The organism is Belnapia arida, assembly GCF_016773205.1.
GTDB lineage: Bacteria > Pseudomonadota > Alphaproteobacteria > Acetobacterales > Acetobacteraceae > Belnapia > Belnapia arida.
On record NZ_JAETWB010000021.1, the window covers coordinates 44,703 to 63,634 of the forward strand.

Annotated in this window: 13 protein-coding genes and 2 pseudogenes; 7 read left to right on the forward strand and 8 right to left on the reverse strand. The window is 64.5% G+C overall.

Annotated features, from left to right (window positions below; all coding sequences use genetic code 11):
• Positions 1-1,093 precede the first annotated feature (1,093 nt).
• The gene (locus JMJ56_RS24160; protein WP_202834329.1) at positions 1,094-1,765 is read right to left on the reverse strand and encodes a hypothetical protein; all 672 of its coding nucleotides are present in this window, start codon (positions 1,763-1,765) and stop codon (positions 1,094-1,096) included.
• Between the two features lie 275 nt (positions 1,766-2,040).
• Positions 2,041-2,751, reverse strand: coding sequence for an IS6 family transposase (locus JMJ56_RS24165; RefSeq protein WP_202834330.1), 711 nt, complete (start codon positions 2,749-2,751; stop codon positions 2,041-2,043).
• 119 nt (positions 2,752-2,870) lie between these two features.
• Between JMJ56_RS24165 and JMJ56_RS24170 the strand changes: the two genes are divergently transcribed.
• A complete protein-coding gene (locus JMJ56_RS24170) occupies positions 2,871-3,491 on the forward strand; it encodes a LysE family translocator (protein ID WP_202834331.1) in 621 nt (206 codons plus the stop codon).
• A gap of 41 nt (positions 3,492-3,532) precedes the next feature.
• Here JMJ56_RS24170 and JMJ56_RS24175 read toward each other — a convergent pair whose 3' ends face one another.
• The 4 genes from JMJ56_RS24175 to JMJ56_RS24190 all read right to left on the reverse strand — a co-directional run bounded on the left by JMJ56_RS24175 (position 3,533) and on the right by JMJ56_RS24190 (position 10,440).
• On the reverse strand, positions 3,533-3,925 hold the full coding sequence (locus JMJ56_RS24175; protein ID WP_202834332.1) for a type 1 glutamine amidotransferase family protein: 393 nt from the start codon (positions 3,923-3,925) through the stop codon (positions 3,533-3,535).
• A gap of 3,040 nt (positions 3,926-6,965) precedes the next feature.
• The gene (locus JMJ56_RS24180; RefSeq protein WP_202834333.1) at positions 6,966-7,973 is read right to left on the reverse strand and encodes a metallophosphoesterase; all 1,008 of its coding nucleotides are present in this window, start codon (positions 7,971-7,973) and stop codon (positions 6,966-6,968) included.
• A gap of 221 nt (positions 7,974-8,194) precedes the next feature.
• Positions 8,195-9,481 (reverse strand): protein kinase domain-containing protein, encoded by a 1,287-nt coding sequence (locus JMJ56_RS24185; RefSeq protein ID WP_202834334.1) that lies wholly within the window; start codon positions 9,479-9,481, stop codon positions 8,195-8,197.
• Between the two features lie 26 nt (positions 9,482-9,507).
• The gene (locus JMJ56_RS24190; protein WP_202834335.1) at positions 9,508-10,440 is read right to left on the reverse strand and encodes a vWA domain-containing protein; all 933 of its coding nucleotides are present in this window, start codon (positions 10,438-10,440) and stop codon (positions 9,508-9,510) included.
• 347 nt (positions 10,441-10,787) lie between these two features.
• On the opposite strand from JMJ56_RS24190, the pseudogene JMJ56_RS24195 reads away from it, so the two are divergent.
• Positions 10,788-11,273 (forward strand): annotated as a pseudogene (locus JMJ56_RS24195) (transposase); the annotation flags it as partial.
• A 17-nt stretch (positions 11,274-11,290) separates the two neighbouring features.
• Positions 11,291-11,464, forward strand: coding sequence for a response regulator (locus tag JMJ56_RS24200; RefSeq protein ID WP_202834336.1), 174 nt, complete (start codon positions 11,291-11,293; stop codon positions 11,462-11,464).
• A 211-nt stretch (positions 11,465-11,675) separates the two neighbouring features.
• Here JMJ56_RS24200 and JMJ56_RS24205 read toward each other — a convergent pair whose 3' ends face one another.
• Positions 11,676-13,661 (reverse strand): AsmA family protein, encoded by a 1,986-nt coding sequence (locus tag JMJ56_RS24205; protein ID WP_202834337.1) that lies wholly within the window; start codon positions 13,659-13,661, stop codon positions 11,676-11,678.
• A gap of 223 nt (positions 13,662-13,884) precedes the next feature.
• Between JMJ56_RS24205 and JMJ56_RS24210 the strand changes: the two genes are divergently transcribed.
• The 4 genes from JMJ56_RS24210 (at position 13,885) to JMJ56_RS24225 (ending at position 17,441) form a co-directional block, all read left to right on the forward strand.
• Positions 13,885-14,076, forward strand: coding sequence for a hypothetical protein (locus tag JMJ56_RS24210; RefSeq protein WP_202834338.1), 192 nt, complete (start codon positions 13,885-13,887; stop codon positions 14,074-14,076).
• Positions 14,077-14,195: 119 nt separating this feature from the next.
• Complete coding sequence (locus JMJ56_RS24215; RefSeq protein ID WP_202834339.1) at positions 14,196-15,119, forward strand: YihY/virulence factor BrkB family protein; 924 nt, start codon at positions 14,196-14,198, stop codon at positions 15,117-15,119.
• 213 nt (positions 15,120-15,332) lie between these two features.
• Entirely contained in the window at positions 15,333-16,316 is a 984-nt protein-coding gene (locus JMJ56_RS24220) for an HWE histidine kinase domain-containing protein (RefSeq protein ID WP_202834340.1), read from the forward strand.
• 309 nt (positions 16,317-16,625) lie between these two features.
• Positions 16,626-17,441 carry a YsnF/AvaK domain-containing protein gene (locus JMJ56_RS24225; protein WP_202834341.1) on the forward strand — a complete coding sequence of 272 codons (816 nt, stop codon included), beginning with the start codon at positions 16,626-16,628 and terminating at the stop codon, positions 17,439-17,441.
• 640 nt (positions 17,442-18,081) lie between these two features.
• Here the strand turns inward: JMJ56_RS24225 and JMJ56_RS24230 are convergent.
• A pseudogene (locus JMJ56_RS24230) lies at positions 18,082-18,662 on the reverse strand (transposase); the annotation flags it as partial.
• Positions 18,663-18,932: the final 270 nt, after the last annotated feature.

Here is an 18,932-nt window from a genome sequence, read left to right on the forward strand (position 1 = left end):
CGAAGGGCTCGCAGCACGGACGACCAAGCCAAGCGGATGCGCAAATGTTGGCTGTCCCGCTCCACCCGGTAGGTGACGGCCACGTCCCGGCTGGGCGGGAAGACCGGACGATCCTGGGCTGCAACAGGCCGGGCAGCATTGCCGAAAAGCAGCAGGACACTTACGGCCATAACGCCAGCCTGAATCGGGTGCCTGGTGGGTGTCAGAACGTTCCCAAATATTCCCATTGCCTGACCCCACGCTCGCATTGAAGGTAGGCTACCATTGATCGTCGCCCAGTCGCTCGCTTTGTGCGTCCTGCCTCCCTTCTAGTTGTGGCAGGTCTATGTTGCGATAAGTGCCGCTTATCGCAGGTGATCCGGCGCTGCCGTTACCGAGAATTTTCAGAGGGTGGAACAGCATCACGGTCGTGACATTACCTGACCGTATGGCATCTGCCTCGATGCCATGCAGTCGGAGGTTGCTGCATGGCTACCCCCCGCTGCCATGCAGCCCAAAGGGCCGCCCGGAGACCCCCAAGCCGATGGGCGGCCCGCCTCTTTAGCGCAGAAAGGTGCGGCGGGCAGAGCCCGCACGCAGGACGAAAACCGGGGGGCCGCGCGCCTGCGATCGGTCCCCTTCCCTGTCCGCCGCCTGGACAGCATGTGCCCGCCGCCGGGGCCATACCACTACGCCCCGGTTGTGTCTGAAATGGCATGCACGCTGGGGCTTCCCCCGCTTATCAGGTCATAGCCGGCACCGCAGTTTCGGGCAGCAGCGGCCAAGGCGCGGCGGCCCGGCCGCGGTAGGATCCGCTGCTCCAATCCCCGCAAGAGTTCGATCCGTTGCCCAAACCGCGTGAAGTGGACGCCTTCCGGTTTCGCACCCAATTCTGGGTCGAGTGTCCGTTCTGCCGCGGCACCCACTTCCACGGCTCGCCCTCGGGGCACCGCATGGCGCACTGCCCCCCGGGCCCGGACGGCCAGCAGGCCCCGGCCGAGGGCTACATCATCAGGGATGCCGGCCCCAAGCGCCCGCCACCACCAAGCTCGCAACACCGCCGTGCTGCTGGTGGTCTTACCCGGCAGCGCCAGGGCTGCCGAGGCTCGCGGAGCTACCGCGCCAGCAGATAGGCGACCGCCACGAGGTAGACGGCATAGCCGCCCACGAAGATCGAGACCCGGCCGAGGCTGAGTTCCTGGCCCCAGCGGAGGTGGTTGAGGGCGATGTAGCTCACGAGCACGAAGCCGAGGAAGGCGAGGTTGGCGAGGTTGGCGAGGTAGAGCGGGACGTCGCCGACCGTGGCACCGGCCAGGGCCGGCGCGACCATCGCCACGGTGAGCGAGACGATGCCGTCGGCCATGGCGGTGGAGACCGCGGTGGTGGTCTTGCCCTCGCGCGCGAGGTGCCAGGCGGCGAAGCTCTCCGGCAGGGCGCAGAGCAGGCCGATGACGAAGAGGCCGACCACCAGGTCCGAGGCGCCGAAGGCCTGGCCCAGCCGCTGCGCGGCCACGACGCTGGCCAGGGCGCCGAGCCCGATCGCCGGCACCCCGAGGAGCGCCGCCCGGCTGACCGGGAGCTCGGCGGCGGGCCCGGGCTCCGCCGCCCGGCGCGGGCGCAGCAGGGCGCGGGCGAGGTAGACGCCCCAGGCGACCAGCAGCAGGAGGGCATCGATCGGCTGGAGACCGGCCCAGCCCGGCGGCAGGGTGAGCCCGGCCAGCAGTAGCACGACCAGCAGGTAGGGCAGCGCCTGCACGGGGACCGCCGCCGCCGCGACCACCGGCACGGGTGTTTCGCTGGCGGGAGCGGCGGCGCCGACGGAGGCGGGCCGCGGCGATCCGGCCCCGGTACCTGCCCCCTGCGCCGGGGGTGGAGGGATTCGAACCCGCGCGTCTTGCGACACCGGGTTTTGTCAGCGCTCACGCCAAACCTGACGACGCGAAATGCTGGCCGGTTCCGGCTACACCACTTGCAGAATAGCGAGCGCAGTGCTGGCGCGGGTATCGCCAACTTGTTGGACGGCATTAGGCGTGGAGCCGTGCGGCGATCCGTCGCGCGACATCACGCTGCCGCTTGGACGCGCGTCTCCTCCCGCCACAGCTGGAAGGCCTGGGCACGAGCATGCCGATACTCACCAGCGGTCATTAGATGTCGACGTGGACGGAAATGGCCGTAGATCATGGCGTGAGATGACAGGAAGCGCTGCGCCTGCGCCGGTGACTTGAAGCGCTGCATCTTCCGCTCTCGCCGACGCGTCGGCCGGTGCGAGTTCTCAGCACAGTTGTTTAGATACCGGCTGGTCCAGTGCTTGACCTCGGGCATGACCTCGCGGTGCGCGACACCGTAGCTGTGGGGGCCATCGGTGACGAGGCGCCGCGGCCTGTACTTAAGGCCGACGAGCAAGCGCTTGAAGAAGCGCTTTGCAGCCGTAGCATTCCGGCGGCCCTGCACCAGGATGTCGAGCACGACGCCGTGCTGGTCGACCGCGCGCCAGAGATAGTGCAGCTCGCCGCCAATCTTTAGGAACACCTCACCGAGGTGCCAGGTGTCGCCCGACTTGGGTCGGCGCCGGCGGAGCTTGCGAACAAAGCCGGCGCCGAACTTGCGGCACCATTGCCACATGCTCTCGTGGGTGACGACAATGCCCCGCTCGGCCAAGAGCAACTCCACCTCGCGCAGGCTCAGGCCGAAGACGTGATACAGCCAGACGGCGTAGCTGATGATCGAAGCCGGGAAGCGATAGCCGGGGAAGGTCGCGGGCTCGGGCGTCATCCCGCCATCCTGGCCCGTGCTCCTCGGCAAAGCCAGGAGCTGTCAAGTTGGCAATGCCAGCGTGGATCCTCTCGCGTCGAGGTAATAGCAACTGTGCTTGGTCCAAGGTAGCTTTCAGCATGTCGAACCTCACACTCCTTGCCACCTTCTGGGCAGCTTTCTTCCTCGCTCTCATCAGTCCAGGCCCGAGCTTCGCCCTCGTCGCCGGCACAGCCCTGCGCGAAGGTCGCCGCCGCGCCCTTCGCACGGCGATAGGGCTCGCAGCTGGCGAAGCAGCCTGGGCCTGCGCGGCAGTCTTTGGCGTTTCGGCGCTTGCCGCCCAACATCCCTCTCTCGCCACTGCCTTGAAAATCGGCGGTGGAGCTTTTCTCCTCTTCCTCGGCCTCTCCGCTCTTTGGACTGCTATCCGCAACCCTGCCCGCGCCGAAGTGGCCCAGGCCACTTCCACAGACGGTACCAGCTTCTGGCGAGGTTTCAGCCTGATGCTACTCAATCCCAAAGCCGGCGTGTTCTGGGTATCCCTCTCAAGTCTTTTCCTCGGTCCTGATATCACCGCCGGTCTGGCGGCCGCGGCGGTGGCGGGCGCTGTCTTGCTTTCCATGCTCTGGCACTGCGCACTCGCCTGGGTGCTCTCAGCCGGCTACGTCGCGCGTCTCTTCCGCCGCGTTCGCCGAGGCATCGACGCCGTATTCGGAGTGGTCATGGCCGCCCTCGGCGTGCGGTTAATCCTCTCAAACTAAAACAGAAGCCGAACATTCGCGCTCGTAGCCTGCGTGCCGCCTCAGGGCGTTGCGGCATCGGCGAGCGGACGGTCGAGCGCCTCGACCATTTGGGCGGCGAGCTGATGATCCGAGCTTGGGTTCTGACCGGTGATCAGCTCGCGATCGACGACCACATAGGGCGCGAAGTCGACCGGGTTGGTGGACACTTTGCCCCCTGCCGCCTCCAGTGCCTCGGGCATGTCGAAGTACAGCTTACCGTGCAGGAGCGCGCCTTCCGCGATCTTCTCCTCGCTGGCCGAGAAGACGGTCATCCGGTAGTCTGCATAGATCCAACCTTGAGCGTATTCGGCTGCCTTGGCGCGCCGGCTCACCTGCGATGCGCGAGCGTTACCGCAGGTGATCGAGAGGGCAAAAGAAAGCCCGCCCTCCTGCAGGAGAGGGCGGGCTTGCAATCGACCGTGACTTCCGAGAAGTCGGATCGCAAACGCGACCTGAACCAGATCGGTTCCATGCGTCTTACCGCGCCTCGCGTCGCGTACGGTTCAAGGTGTCGTGGTATCCGCTGTAGTGGAGCCTGTTGGAATACAGGCGGCCAAACATGGAGGGGCCACAACGGCAGAGGCGGCCTCACCGTGAGCGTAAGACGTCTTGGCGCCTTCCTCGGCGCCATACTCGCCTTTACCCAAGCAAGTGGGAGCCGGGTGGTTCTCTCGCACCTCAGGGCCACGTTTCGGACCTATCATCCGAAAAAACAGCTGGCCAGCGTGGCCTTCAGCTGGCCCGACCTCGGCCTCGGCGCGGCGCTGGGCTCCAACGTCCCGGCGCTGCCGCTGGTCTTCCTGATCGCGTGGCTGTCGCTCCGCTCCGCCCCACCAAAAAGGGGAGCCGGAGCCCCCCTTCTCAGTAGATCGTGGCGAGAGCGTTAGCCGCCGCCAGCCGCGCCTCCGGTGTTGCCACCCGTGCCCTCACCGCCCGGAGTGGCGCCAGGACGGATACCGCCCTGCGAGTTGAGATTGCTCCCACCCGTGCTGGAGCCCGTCGCCGAGGGATAAGCCGTCCCAGGTGCGGGCGCACCGCGGCCAACCTGACCGCTGGGCTCGACTTGCGAGGAGCCGGTATTGGCAGGCGGCACCGCACCTGTGGCTGCCGTACCCGGTGTGGTGGGCTGGATCGTGGTTGCGTTCAGCCGATCCGCAGTCGTCCCCGTGGTGCCAGAGGTCGTCCCGGGCACGGCCGTGGTCACGCCCGTACCAGGGGCGGCGCCAGGAGCGACCGTCGCGGTGCCGGTGTTGGCGGTTGTCCCACGATCATTCGACGATCCCGCGCCGGGCGGTGCCGTGGTCGGCCGTCGCTCCAACTGGGTTGCCGGAGTGGGTGCCCCTGGACCCGCGGAGACGCCACCGCCCGGCTCGGGCAGTGTCCCAGGCTGATTGGCCCCTGGAAGGCGGTTGGTCGATCCGTCCGTATTGGTCTGCGCCAGAACCGGCGTCGCCAACGCGGCAAGAACCGCAGCCATATAGAGTGGACGCATGATGCTCTCCCTTCGCCGTTTGTGTACGGCGTAGGCAAATGAAACGCGGGCAAGACTGGGACGTTGCATGGCGGGATTTTGGCACGCGGTGTCCCATCCGTCGAAAGGACTGAGATGGTGCGGCCAGAGAGGAGCGAACTATCGGGGCAATCTTGGGCCAGTACTTCTCGCAAGCGGCTTGGATGGCGTGGTAGTGCCGCTCGTGCAGATAGATCTTTGAGGCAGCCGCCGCGTCAAAGACCCCGAAATGGGCGGCCCAGCCCGGCCCGGTCGAATAGGTGCCAAGCCGGGGATGATCGCGCAGCAGCATCAGGCTGTGAGGGATGTCGATCTCGTAGGTCACTCGTCGCAGGGGCGTTGGCAAGTTGTTGAAGCAAGGGTCGCGCTGGATTGTGCAGCATGATGGCGTGCAGGATCACACTGCGATTTAGACGCAGGTCTCCTCGCGCCAGACCCGGAGTGTCTTGTCGCGGGCACGGCGGTACTGCCCGGCGGTCATGAGGTGCCGCCGCGGTCGGAAATGGCCGTAGATCATGTGTGGGGACGAGAGGAACCGCTGTGCCTGCTCCGCGACTGAAACGCTGCACCTGCCTCTCTCGCCATCGCGTTGGCCGATGCGAGTTTTCAGCTCTGTTGTTCAGGTAGTCGCGGGCCCAATGGTGCGCTCCCCCACAGGCCTTCATGCCGACGAGCGCGGGCGGCAGGGTCGCGAAAAGTCCAACAGCGCTAACCGGTGCAGCTTGCTGCCGTACCACCACCTCGCCTGTCGCATTGACCCTATGCACTTGGATGACGCTCTTGGCCAGGTCGAAGCCGATCGTCCTAATCTCCTCCATGGGTGCCTCCTCTCCCTCGTGGTGGAGCTCAATACCAACCACGCTATGGCACCTCGATGCCGCGGAGCAGAGCGCATCCAACCCATCAGGTTAGGACCCAATAAGCCAAGCCTCCCGCACCGCGAGCGGCTGCTGCAGCAGCGCGGCCTCGTCGAGCATGGGTTAGGCGGATGGTGACACGGGTAATTCTTTGCTGGAAGTTTGCGATGCACGAGCCGCGCCAGTGCCCGCTTTAACCTGTTGGCGCGGGGCACCAAGCCCTAACTGTCTCACCACAACGCCTTAACAAATCGCCGCAGCGATCGCGTAACACGAACACCTACCTGCTGAACGGATCCCGCCTGAGCGCCTTTGGCACCTGCTGGGCCAACCCATCAAATCCATGCTGCATGCCGGTGGCACCCGCAGCCAGCCAGACCCGCACGCTAGGCGATGGCCCGTCTCAACAAGGGACGAAATGGCCAACCCAGGAGCAGATGCGCAGTTTTCGGTTACCTCTTCGCTGGTGAGATGGCTGCGGCGGTGGGGCTCAGGAGTTCAGCAGGATGTTGAACAAGATCTGCAGCAGCGGTCCTCCGGCTAACAGCGACAGTAGGAACATCGCGGCAAAGAAGAAGAAGATCAGCATCACCAGCCGTCTGACCAAGCCGGCCGCCGCGCTTCGGGGCAGTAGGGGGTCGAGCGTCTCGGGTCGCCGTATCTCGGGATCGCGGCCGGACGGTCCTCGTATGAGGATGTTGCGTAGCCGCCGCGACATTGCCTCTCGCTCGACGGCTCCGGAATCCTCGTGGATTGGGACCGACGACGATGTAGCCATCGAAGGCGGCACCGATCCTGGGGACCGCCGGCTAGGGGCGCTCCGGATCCATGGAGTCGACGTATCTGACCCACGTGCCGGTTGCCGCTTGGGCGTTACTGGGGGCGGCTGGGTGGACGCCGGCGTCCTGGTATTGGAGGCGGCTTCGCCGAACCGGGCTCCACAATGGGCGCAAGTCGGTACTTTCAGCCAACGGCCCGGGCTGTGGTTGGTGCAGTAATAGGCAACCTGCGCTCCGTGGCAGGCCTCGCATTCGCCAGTGCCAGCCTGTGTGGTCCCGCAATTCGGGCATCTCAGGATAACGCCGCTCATTTAGGCGCCTCCACGGCGGCCCGCATCTCCTGCTCCATCGGGTCCGGATAAAATTCGTCGATCAGACTGTCTGGGATGTGCATCCGGTACACCTGCGGCAGGGCGCCTTCGACATAGCGTGCTAGCGTCGGCACCCGTCGGTAGGGCCCGAAGGCCTCCCGCGGCAGACGCCGTGACAACGCCACCGTCGTCAGAACAGGATGCAGAGCATAGGCGGGAGGGACGGCGTAGCGGTCTTCGACATGGTCGTGGCCGCGCACCATGTGAGTGACCGGCCGGCCAAGCCGGACGCCAAGATCGCAGAAGGCGGCAAAGTCTTGATGGCCGAACTGACTGCCGCGAGAGAAACGGTTCGGAATTTTGCGGCGCGCGGTCGGATGGCAACGTGTCCAGACGAAATCCGAAAGGCAGGCGGGCTCGTTCCAGTCGCCGGTCTCCTGCAGCTTTGCGTGCAGGTCACTCAGCGGGAACCCGCCATGGGCGACAAGCAGCCCGTCCAGGAAGAACAGTGCCCGCGGTGCCTGCCGGAAGAAGCGCACCGCCAGCTTGCCCGCGCGGCTAATCCACTCATGCGCCAAGTTCGCGTTAAGAAACTCCGCGAAGTCGGCGGGCACGACGCTAGAGGCGAAATAGGCACCGTCGTAGGACAGCGCCTCGTCGTGGTTGCCTGCGATGACACAAACATCGCCGGGTGACCGCAGGGCGAGCTCGAAGACGCGCAGCAGGATTTCGAGGCCATAGCCCTCGTCGTCGAAGAGGTCACCGAGGAAGACCAGCTGTGGCCTGTCAGGACCCGCGCTTTCCTTATCAATCACGGCCAGGGCCGTCTCCAGCGCGAGCAGGTCGCCATGAAGATCGCCGATGATCCATAGCGGCGCTGAGGTTGCGCGGTGTCTGACCTGGATCGCGCGATCCTCCGCCGCTGCCCTGTCCACATCGAATAGGAGGCCCGCCCCGCCGACACGGTCGAGCAGCGCTTCCATGGCCTCGACCGTGTGGTGCATCCGCGCGCGGATCCCGGCAGGGTCCACCGTGTTGCGAATGGTTTTCCAGTCGAGGTCACGTATATCCCTTACGGGCGGAGTTGCGATTGGTTTAGGAGCGGGGAGTGCCTCCCCGATAAGTGGCGCGACCTCGCCAACTGGCGCCGTTACACAATCGACGAACGGGGCCGGAGCTGTGTCATCCGATCCGGGCTTGCTTGGATTTTCTGGATTATCGCTCATTAGCCCGCTCGTACCGTCAACGGCAGCTTGGCGATCCCCTTCGCCTCGCGGCCTACGGCGATCTGGTCTCCGGAGCTAAGGGTGCTCGCGTTCGTTAAGGCGCGGCCGTTGATGAGTGTTTCGTTGGTAGTTGGGCTGACCGGGATGAGGATCCAACGACCGTCAGCGTTGCGCTCGACCACGCACTGTCGATGATCCCAGAACTCAGCATCCTGCCCAAACTGCCGCATTAGCGCCTTGCCAAGCTCCGTCCGCACGCCCAGGCGCAACGATCTGCCGTCCGGCGTCTGCAGCACCAGAGCCCCTGCCACCAGGGGCGGGCGGGGTACACCCGCCGCAGTCGGAGGCATTTTCGGCACAGAGGCTGATTTGCCGAGGCCGCTCAGCACTGAGCGCAACTCTGCCGCCGATGGTCGGGCCGCCGCGTCAGGCGATAGACAACGATGCAACGCCTGGCTGACCTCAGCATTATCCGCCGGCGCGGGCATCAACCCTGCCAACGCCGGCGGTCCTGCCGCATAAGCCTGAACTTGCCTAGCATACTCGGCTTGGTCTTCGGACCAGTAGGGATGTTGCCCGGCCAGGAGCTCATGAAGAATCAGCCCGCAGGTGAAAACATCAGACGCTTTAGTCGGAACGCCACCACGGACTAGGTGCTCCGGAGATCGGTAGTTGTCCGTCCCGACATAGCCCTGATATCCGTGCCACGGCGCACGCTGGTCTGCCAGTAACGAGAAATCCATGTCAATCAACTTGAGCTGGTAGCCCGAACCGATTGTCCGATCCTCGACGAGATAGGCGTTTGCTGGTTTAAGGTCGGCATGCACAATGCCAGCCTCGTGCAGCGCCGCGATGCCTGATACCAGCACCTTCGCCCAAGTGACGTGCCGCGCCCAGACGACGGTATCTCGCGTCGGCGCCACCTTGGTTTGACGATGCTGCTCGTGCTCCGCGTCAAGGACCTGTTGCAGGTCAGCGCCGTTCTCGACGAACTCATAGGCCTGAAAGTAGCAGCGCCCTCCCCAAGCCTCCTCAAAGGCATCCACTTGGCGAACGGCGAAGTTGCCAACCCTGCCGCTGCCAACCCGCGCCGACAGCTCTCTCTGGTAAGCAACAAAATCTTTGTACCATACCACCGTAGGCGCCGGGGATTTGTATTGCTTGAAGAAGACCTTGGCACCACTCGGCGACAACGCGGCGTACGAGATCGCCATCATCCCAGGGCCAAACACCTTGGCAATCCGGTATCCGCGGATGACGTCGCCCGCTTTGAGCTTCTTAGCCATGTTCCGCGCTCATCTTCCAGCCGCTGTCAGAGCGCGACAGTTTCGGCCGACCGCGACACACTGGCGGCTAATTGCTTCAGCGTGTTGCGAAAGTTGGTGGGTTCGGAGGTGAATTTTTGCAATGCTGCCTGCGGGCTCAGCCCCTCGTATTCCACCGCCTCCCATTCAGATTTATCGATCTGGCTGAGCCGGTCATATCCCTCGAAATTCGGCGCAAAAAGACTGAGGATGATGCGGTTCGCCATAACGACGTTGGCGACATCCTGGAGCGACCCACCTTTTGCCTCCGGAATACCCATCGTCTCCTTGAACGACGCGTCGGTGAAGACAACGACCACCCGGGCCGCGTCACTCCTGTAGCGCCACTTGTTCGGGTCTACAGTCTGCGATCCCTTCGGTACCGCTTCCATGGTTGCGACCTTATACAGCGCATCCAGCAGCGACTCCGGCTCATCGGCCCCCCCCATAGCGCGCAAAACCGCGAGTTGTGCCTTTATTTCTGTAACGTCCCGCACAAACGGATTGTCTACAATCCACGGAATTCCCTCACTCCCAGCGCTATCGAGATCTCGGTATCCGACGATCTTGGCGCGCCAATCTTTAACGGGTGCCGCGTTGTTCGCATCGCCGCGGCTGAGTGATTCGGCGAAAGCTTCGATATTTGTGCGAAGAGCGTCGATGCATGGTTCCATGCTGCCGCTGACATCAATCAAGAAGACGATGTCCGCAATGCCTTTGGTTTTGCCTCTCGATTGCGGGACCTGCGTCTCCGGCGCAACCTCCGCGACACCTGGTGGCGCCGCTCCTCCTACAGGCACGTCTGCTGCTTCGCTGCCACTCGTAGGCGGTTGGGAGGCGGGTGCAGATGCGACGTCGGTTTCGGCTGAAGTCGAGCCAGTGGGTGGGGAAGCGGCCGGGGCCGTGTCGCGCAGTCCGCCTAGATCGTCGGTTCCGCTCATTGTTTGCTCCACATCTGACGAAAAACAGCCAAGCGTGAGGGTTTGTGTCCGTGGCAACGAGCGCCATGTTTGAAAGTTGCCGAACCGTAGCCTTGCACCGGGCTAGCCACTGCTAACAGGTTCTTGGCAGTTGGATTGTTCTGGTTGGGTGGGCACCGGTGAAGCTGTCGCACCAAGTGAGCCATGATGGCAGGCTTTATGCGCAATGAGCTCTCGTGTGCGGAACGCGACGAGGTCGCGTCCCTGGGCATGGTGTAGGAGGTCGTCGCCGTAACGGAGGCGGCCATCGCAATAGTCCTCCGTAGGGTTGTGTTGCGACACGCAACTTTTGACCCAAGGACGCCACGATGACCGACGAGGGGATTGCTCTTCGGGAGCTGTTGGAGAAGGGCTCTGATGCCACGTTCCTGCGGGAGATGATCGGCTTTGCGGACCATCGACTGATGGAGCTGGATGCTGAGGGGACCTGCGGCGCCGGCCACGGCGAGCGCAGCGCCGAGCGGGTGAACCAGGGCAACGGCTACTGCGAGCGCGACTGGCAGACCCGGGTTGGCACGGTGGAGCTGCGCATTCCGAAGCTGCGGCGCGGCTCCTATTTCCCAGCCTTCCTGGAGCCGCGGCGGCTGGCGGAGCGGGCGCCGACGGCGGTGATCCAGGAGGCCTATGTGCAAGGCATCTCCACTCGCTCGGTGGACGAGCTGGTCCAGGCCTTGGGCATAGAGGGCGTCATCCAGAGCCAGGTGAGCCGCCTGTGTGCCGAGGTCGATGGCCGGGTGCAGGATCTCCTCGGCCGCCCGATCGAGGGCGACTGGCCCTATCTCTGGCTCGACGCGGGATGAATGGGCGGCAGGTGGCTGAGGCGGTGCGCGAGCAGCGGCCTGGGCTGCCCGTGTTGTTCATCACCGGCTACGCGGGCACAACGCTGCCGCCCGGCATTGAGGTCATCGACAAACCCTTTGATCTCGACACTCTGGTACGGCGGGTCCAGGAACTGCTGGAGGCCTGTCCGCAAACCGGCGATTAGAATCCCGGCGCTTAGCGTACTGTTTCGAACACATCGTCCAATGACGCCATATAGCTCTCGGTCCTGCAGATTATGCGCCAACGGTACGCCGCCGGTCAGCAGGTCCAGGATGCGGTGCAGAACCGCTAGGGAGCCACATAGGAGGCCCCAAAGGCCAACCTGTCGGAGGCTCTTTTCTTTCGAAATTGAAATGATCTCCGTGACCCGAAGCCTAGCGCAGCCTGGCGCCTTCCGGCGCCTGCGCCGGCTGGCGCCGCCGCTCGCCCGCTGCTTGCAATCTTTCGCATTGGCCGTTCTCGCCCACGCCGAGCTGGATCGTCGGCAGCAAGGCTAACGGCGGAAACAGCAAGCCGAGCCCCACGGCCGCGCCTGCCCGCGCCGCTGCTTCCCCCAGTTCCGGCTGTATGGCCGGGTTCTTCAAAGTCCCGCCGATGCGGATTGGCGTTGGCAAGGACGCGACAGTGGGCTGCTTGGGGTCAGTGCGCAGCCGGAGGTCAAGCTGCTCCCGTCCGAGGTCGAGCGTGCCGGCGCCTGTCACCACATGAGCATCGGTGTCGAGCAGGAGAGTGCGATGCCGTAGCGTCCCGCGTTGCAGGGCGAAGTCCCCGATCAGGCATTCGATGCTTTCCCTGGCCGGAATGCCGAGCGCGGACAGGAGAGCATTGCCGAACTGCAGGCCGGACAGGTCCACCAGGAGCGAGCTGATGTTGCCGCCCACCGTGACCACTGTGGCCTCGCCGTTGCCACGTCCGAGAATTTCGGACAAGGACTTGCCACTGCCCTCTAAGCGGGCGACCCCGCCTAGAGTGCCGGCCCCGCCCGCGCCGGTGGTGCCAAGCAAGCGCGACAGGTCGGCGCGGCGCAGTTCCACCTCGATCTTGGCACGCAGGCCGCCGCCCTCCTGGGGCGTCAGCGTGCCGTTGGCTGTCAACCGCCCCTGCCCGATGCCGAAAGACACCGGATGGAGCGAAACCACGCCGTCCACGATGTCGGTTTCCGCGCTCAAGCTATCGAAGGGCATGCCCTGCCCTTGGATGCGCTCCGCCCTGTAGCGGAGGTGCACGTTTGCCGCAGTCAGACGCGGCATGTTGACGGGTGTGTTCGGGAGCAGCTTCGGGTTCGCTTCCGCGCGGGCCTGGGCAGCGCGCTGGTGAGGCGTTTGTCCCGGCGTGTTGGCACGCCCGGGCTGGGTGCCGATCAGGCCGCCGAGATCCGCGAGGTCCACGCTGCGCGAGCGCAGGTCGGCGGTGACATCCGGCCGGCTGCCAGCAGTGGAAACGCTGAGGCTGCCGCCGATGTCGCTGCGCCCAACCTTCCCTTCCGCGTCGAACAGCCGCACCCGGCCTTCCGCGTAGTCCGCCTTGCCTTCGAGCCTGAACGGTGGGGTTTTCGGGAAGGGCACGCCGGTGAGCGGGATCAGGTCCGCCATGTCTTTTCCGGCAAACTCCACCCGCAGGTCAGCGCCACGCAGCTTCAGCGGCTCGCGCACCGTACCCTGCAAAGCGAAGGTGGTGTCGCCGTTGCGCAGGCGTAGGTCGATCGGCCAGGGCTCCCTGCCGTCGCGGAGGTTCAGAATGGCCCCGCCGGTCATCTGCGCCTCGATCGACTGGCCGGCGTAGGTGCCGCGGGCTTCAGCGACCAAGGCGGGGTCCTGCCCGTCCCGGTCCTGCGTCTTCACGTCCACCTCGAAGTCCGAGCGTAGCCATGCGATGGCGACCCGCGCTTTGCCGTCATTGATGCGGAGTGCACCGAGGCGCGGCCCGGGCGCCTTGCTCGCTTCGGCGCCCTCACCTACGGGGGCGGCAAAGTCGAATTCGTAGTTGCGGCTGCCGTCGTCACGGCCAATCACATGGACCACCGGCCGGTCCAGCTCAACGGACGGTATTACTATCTCGCGCGAACGCAGAAAGGCGCCAACGTCTACCTGTACCGTGGCACGGCGGACCTCCGCGAAAGGCGGGTCGTCTGGAAAGCCGGACGGGTTGCCGATACGCAACCCTTCCGCAGTCACAGTGGACACGTGGCCCAGCTTTACACGGAGGTGTTCAATGTGCACCGGGCGCCCAACCGCTGCACTCGCCCTGGCCTCGACCAAGGGGATGAACCAGTCCCATGACCAGGACACGACCAGCAAGGCCACTGCCAGCAACGGCGTGCCCAACCACAGCAACCAACGCTTTGCCCGACGCCCGACCATCGTTCCTCCCAACGGCGTGACGCTTGCTGCGACATTACGGGAATGAAACGCGTCAGCGACCCGACGGTTCGCTCCGCTTCGCTTCAGCAGCGACTCCCAGGATATTTCTTCGGGGGCTTTCTCCCTTAATGCGGTGACGCCAGAAAGCTTGGCGACAGCCGGCCGGCATGGTGCGTTGACGCCGCACCGGTATAGCTCCGGGAGAGGGTCAGGAATGCGAGCCATGGACAGCTCGCTCAGCGGCACCTTCTCACTTTTGCCGAAACAGATTGACAGCAAAACGCTAGCTAATCGCGTCGCAGCACTTTTCGAAACCGGAGAAACAGATAAAGCGTGCGCCGACGGACCGGCCGCAATGGTAGAAATGCGAGCAAGGGAACGGTTGTTGCTGCGAAGCGGGCCAACAAAGACATGAGGGTGCACAAGGTGGGAATTCGGTCAAGTTTCGCAGCAGCTCGTTCCGCTCGGCGCCGGTGCCAATCTGCATGGTACCGCGTTTGGGCTTTATGACAGAAGGTTTTGGAGCAAAGCGTCATGTCCGCCGCAGCCACAATCCAGATGCGGACATGCGACGGCCGTGGGGCAGGCACCCCCGCCTGCATCCCAGTGCGGGGTTGGCGGCAGGTGCTGGCCCGCTGCTTCTGGCGTGTGTTTGAGGACCGCTTGATTGGCGAAGCGGCGGCGGTTGCCTTCTACGCACTCCTTGCGGTGTTTCCCGCGCTCGCCGCGCTGGTGGCGCTATGCGGCCTTTTTGTTGATCCGGAGATCGCGGCGGAGAAGCTGCAGGCGTTGGCTGGTATGCTGCCTGCCGGATCGGCGGAGGTGGCACGGGATGCCCTGGGGCGGATGGCGGCCGTGGGCAGCGGTCAGGTCGGCCTCGCCGCGACACTCCTAGCCGCCGCGCTCTGGAGCGCCACGGCCGCGGCGATGCAGTTGTTCGGGGCACTGAACGTCGCCTACGGCGAGCGCGAGGCACGCGGCCTCGTACGGCTGGTCGGCATCGCTCTGCTGTTCGCGCTCGGGGCTGTGGCCTTCGCCGTATTGGCCCTCGGCGGCGTCCTGGGCGTGCCGCTCGCGCTCGCGGCTGCAGCCGGGCCAGGCGGCACCATGGACTGGCTGCTGCGCCTGCTGCGCTGGCCACTGCTGCTCGCCGCAGTCTCGGTCGTCCTCGCACTCGCCTATCGCCACGGTCCTTGCCGCGCCTGCCCTCGTTGGCACTGGGTCAGCTGGGGCAGTGCTTTGGCGGCGATTGCCTGGCTGCTCGGGTCGGCCGCAGTGTCCTGGTACATGCAGGAGGTTGGCCGTTACGACTGGCTCTACGGCTCGGTCGGGGCCGTGCTGGGCTTCATGCTCTGGGCCTGGGTTTCCACCGCGGCCGTCCTCGTCGGTGCGGTGATCAACGTTGAACTCGAGCGCCAGGCCATGCCTGAGGCGAAGCCCGCGCCACCGGTATCGTAGGTCGGTGCGAATGGCGGCGAATGCCGGGGTGAACGGAGCCTGAAACCGTAACGGAGAAACCGGAAGCGCCAAACGTGGTTGGATGTCTGCAGCGTGCCATGCAGCCACTGCGAAACCATCACCGGACCGATGCCTCACCCAAATGGAAGCGACGAAGAGCTAGGCGACACCGGGGTGCCCTCGCCGCCGCTAACGGAACAACCACCTAAGGAGATGACGCTCCTCCGTACCGTCATCGAGGCGCTCGGTGAGGCCGTTGTGGTAACCGGACCCGAGGTGGACCTGCCTGGCCCCCGCATCCAGTACGTCAATCCCGCCTTCACGCGACTGACCGGCTACGCGTCGCCTGAGGTTTTGGGCCAGACGCCGCGTATTCTTCAGGGCCCGAACACAGATCGCGCCTTCCTGGATGATCTGCGGGCGGCGCTGGTGGCGGGCCAAAGCTTCCGGGGGGAGGCCATCAACTACCGCAAGGATGGCACTGAATACGTCGTCGAGTGGCTGATTACCCCAGTCTTGGAAAACGGCCACGTGGCGCATTGGGTCGCTGTGCAGCGTGACATGACCGACCTTAGACGTACCCAAGAGCAGCGGAGGCAGCTGGCCGCGGAGGTGAACCACCGTGTTAACAACACCCTTGCTGCCATGCAGTCCGTTGCAGCTCAGACGGTGCGAAAGGCGGAGACGGCGGCCGAGTTCAAGGATGCCTTTCAAGAGCGCCTTCGCGCATTGTCTCGCGTGCACCGACTACTCGCACGACATCAATGGGTAAGCGTACCCCTTGGTGAACTGGCGGAAGCACAAGTGGCGCCGTACCTGGGCGGCAACGCGAAGCGCCTGCTAACCAGGGGGCCAGAGGTTGCTCTCCGTTCGGGCGCCGCGGTCGCGCTCGGCATGGCGTTGAACGAGTTGGCGGCGAACGCGGTCAGCTACGGCGCTTTGTCGGCACCCGGCGGGTCCGTCCACCTCTGTTGGGCCATCAAGGCCCACATCGATGGCGACCGGCTCACCTTATGTTGGGGTGAGAAAGGCGGTCCGCCCGTCCAGCCGCCGCCAGATCGTGGCTTCGGTTCCCGCTTGGTCGAGCGCGGACTGACCCAGGAGCTACGGGCTGAGGCTCGGCTTCTGTTCGAACCTTCAGGCCTGCGTTGCGAGATCAACGTGCCCATCGACACCCTGGTTGGCGCGGAAAGGTGAGGGTCCCTTCCTGAGCCATAATGACCCCTTTGCCCCGTGTTGAGGCGGCCGCGATGGACCCTCCGAGCCGCTCCCTGCGGTATCGCTGGGTAAGGTTAGGTATTGCCGGATCTGCCAACGGGTCATCCCGCCCAAGCGTGCGAGTTCGACCAATTGGTCGCTGCGGGTCGGCAAACTGATGTTGGATCAGGTCGTTCAGGCACGGACGCTATTCGGGCGTGGCTCCGAAATCAGAAATTCCGCAGGGCCAAGGTCCGCTCCAGATCGTACTTTAGTTCAATTTCGGCCGAATAATCAGGAGGCTTCACCATGACCAAAAACATCACTGCCTACTTCGATACCGTTCAGGCCGCCCAAAAGGCCGCGGACGATCTGGCGCAGCAGGTCGGCGGCGTCCGAGCCGAAGTTTACGATAGCACCACCTCGTCTCGTCTGACCGCCTTGTCTCTGCCCCAGGAGGACGCGGCATCCATGGCCGAAGGGTTCCGGCGTGGTGGTGGCGTTGTCCATGCAGAGGTGCCGGAGGGCCGGTTCGATGAGGTGGCTAATGTCCTCGAGGCCAGCGGTGCCGTTGACCTGTCGACCCGCGAGGACGAATGGCGGCGGGAGGGTTGGATCGGTGGCTCAGCCTCCCCAACCGCCGCGTCTTCGGCAAGCACGACCCATGCCGAGTCCGGGGCCGTGGAGCGGCTTGGCGCCGCGCCGGATGAGGCGCGCATCCCGGTCGTCGAGGAGCGGTTGAGCGTTGGCAAGCGCGAAAGTGCCCATGGCAGGGTCCGGATCCGCAGCTACGTCGTCGAGACACCGGTGCAAGAGCAGGTGATTCTGCACCAGGAGCACGTGGACGTGCAGCGTCGCACCGTCGACCGGCCGGCGACTGGGGCTGACGCTGCCCTGTTCCAGGAGCGGACAATCGAAGCGACCGAAACTGCCGAGGAGGCTGTTGTCTCCAAGGATGCGCGGGTCAAGGAGGAGTTGGTCGTCCGCAAGACGGCCGATGAGCAGACCCAGACCGTTACCGATACGGTGCGTCGGACCGAGGTGGAGGTGGAGGACGACCGCATACCAGGCGCGGCGAACTCGACAGTAGGAAAGACCACGACCCAAGGCCCCAACGCCGTCTGACGTCCCCAAATGGGAGGTGGTGCTGGGTTCCCGGGGGAGTTGCCGCCGGGATCCAGCACGCCAACCCGCTATCGAGTTCCAGATTTTTAGGCGCGATGCAGAGGTATGGTCTCCTCGGTACCGCAAGCACTTCGGTGTTGCGCTACTTCAAGGCGTCGGCACTCCCGAGGGGAATGCACGAGAGCTCCGACGGCGGTGACCAGCTGCTCTGCACCAAAGAGTTAATGTGACATTGTCGCGGTGGCGTGCCCGCCTGTGTCTCGGCCCTCACTGTAACCCGTGGCAAATGAGCTTCGAATTATTTCCCTTGGGCGCATAGCTTAAGCCCTGGACTGAGTCTTCTTGCCTTGATGGGAAGCGAGACAGGTAACTGAACATCAGAGAAGACGCATTACTCGGATATCGATCTAATCTCAGCGTCAACGAGCCCACCCATGCACCAGCGGCACTGTAGGACGGGGTCATCCTCTTCGAACCCAAGCAGAGTATCTCCTGAGCAAACAGGGCCGCGCTCAAGATACACAGCGTGCGCGAGATCGCGGATTTGGGTGCAACTGTCCCGGAGTACCGGGAGAGGTTCGAGTTGCGCTACCGCAACCGGCAGCATCTGCCGAAGGGCCATTATCCGATAAAACGGGTGCTGGCGGGCGAGGCGGTTCAGCACCTCGACCACATGCTCCCCCTTGAGCCGCTGCCCAACCTCGACTGCCAGACCTTCACGGCTCCAGATGTCGACCACGGTCAGAGCGCGGAACTTCGTACCCTAGCTCAGCTGGTCGTGGACGAAGTCGAGGCTTCAGGCCTCGTTGGGATGCTTGGGCACGTAGCGCGCCTCGCGGTGCACAACCATCTTGCGCCGCCTTGGCCGCTTGCTGCGCAAGGCAAGGCCCTCCTCGCGGTATAACCGCCAGACCAGGTTGCGCCCTACCGTCCAGCCGTCACGCCTGAGCATGATGTGGACCCACCGGTAGCCATAGCGGATCCGCGTCTGGGCAGTCTCGGGCTGAGTTCAGCGACCAGCCGCTTTAGTCGGGCATTCTCTTCGGTCAGCTGCTTGAACTCACAGACCTGGTCCGTCTCCAGCCCGGCGTACTGCTTCTTTCAGCGGTAGAAGGTTTCTTCCGAGATGCCGAGCTTGCGCGTCAGCTCGGCCACTGGCAGGCCCAACTCGGCCTGCTTCAGCACCGCCACGATCTGCTCCACCGAAAACCGCCGCTTCATGGCCAATCTCCACACCCGTCATGAGGAAATCCGCCGAAACACTAACACCAGAGCCGGACCACTTTTGCCGTGTCACCTCATTGAACATGACGTGCTGCTGGTTCAGGCCTACCCTGCGACGGCGTTTAACAGCAAGGATTTGTCGACATGGTATCCTCGGGTGGAACAAGCATCTACGACACGGGCGCCACTACGGCAGCGGCCCTCCCCGAGGGCGCTCCATCGCTGCCATCCCGCATTTCGTGGGGGGCAATCTTTGCCGGCGCCGTG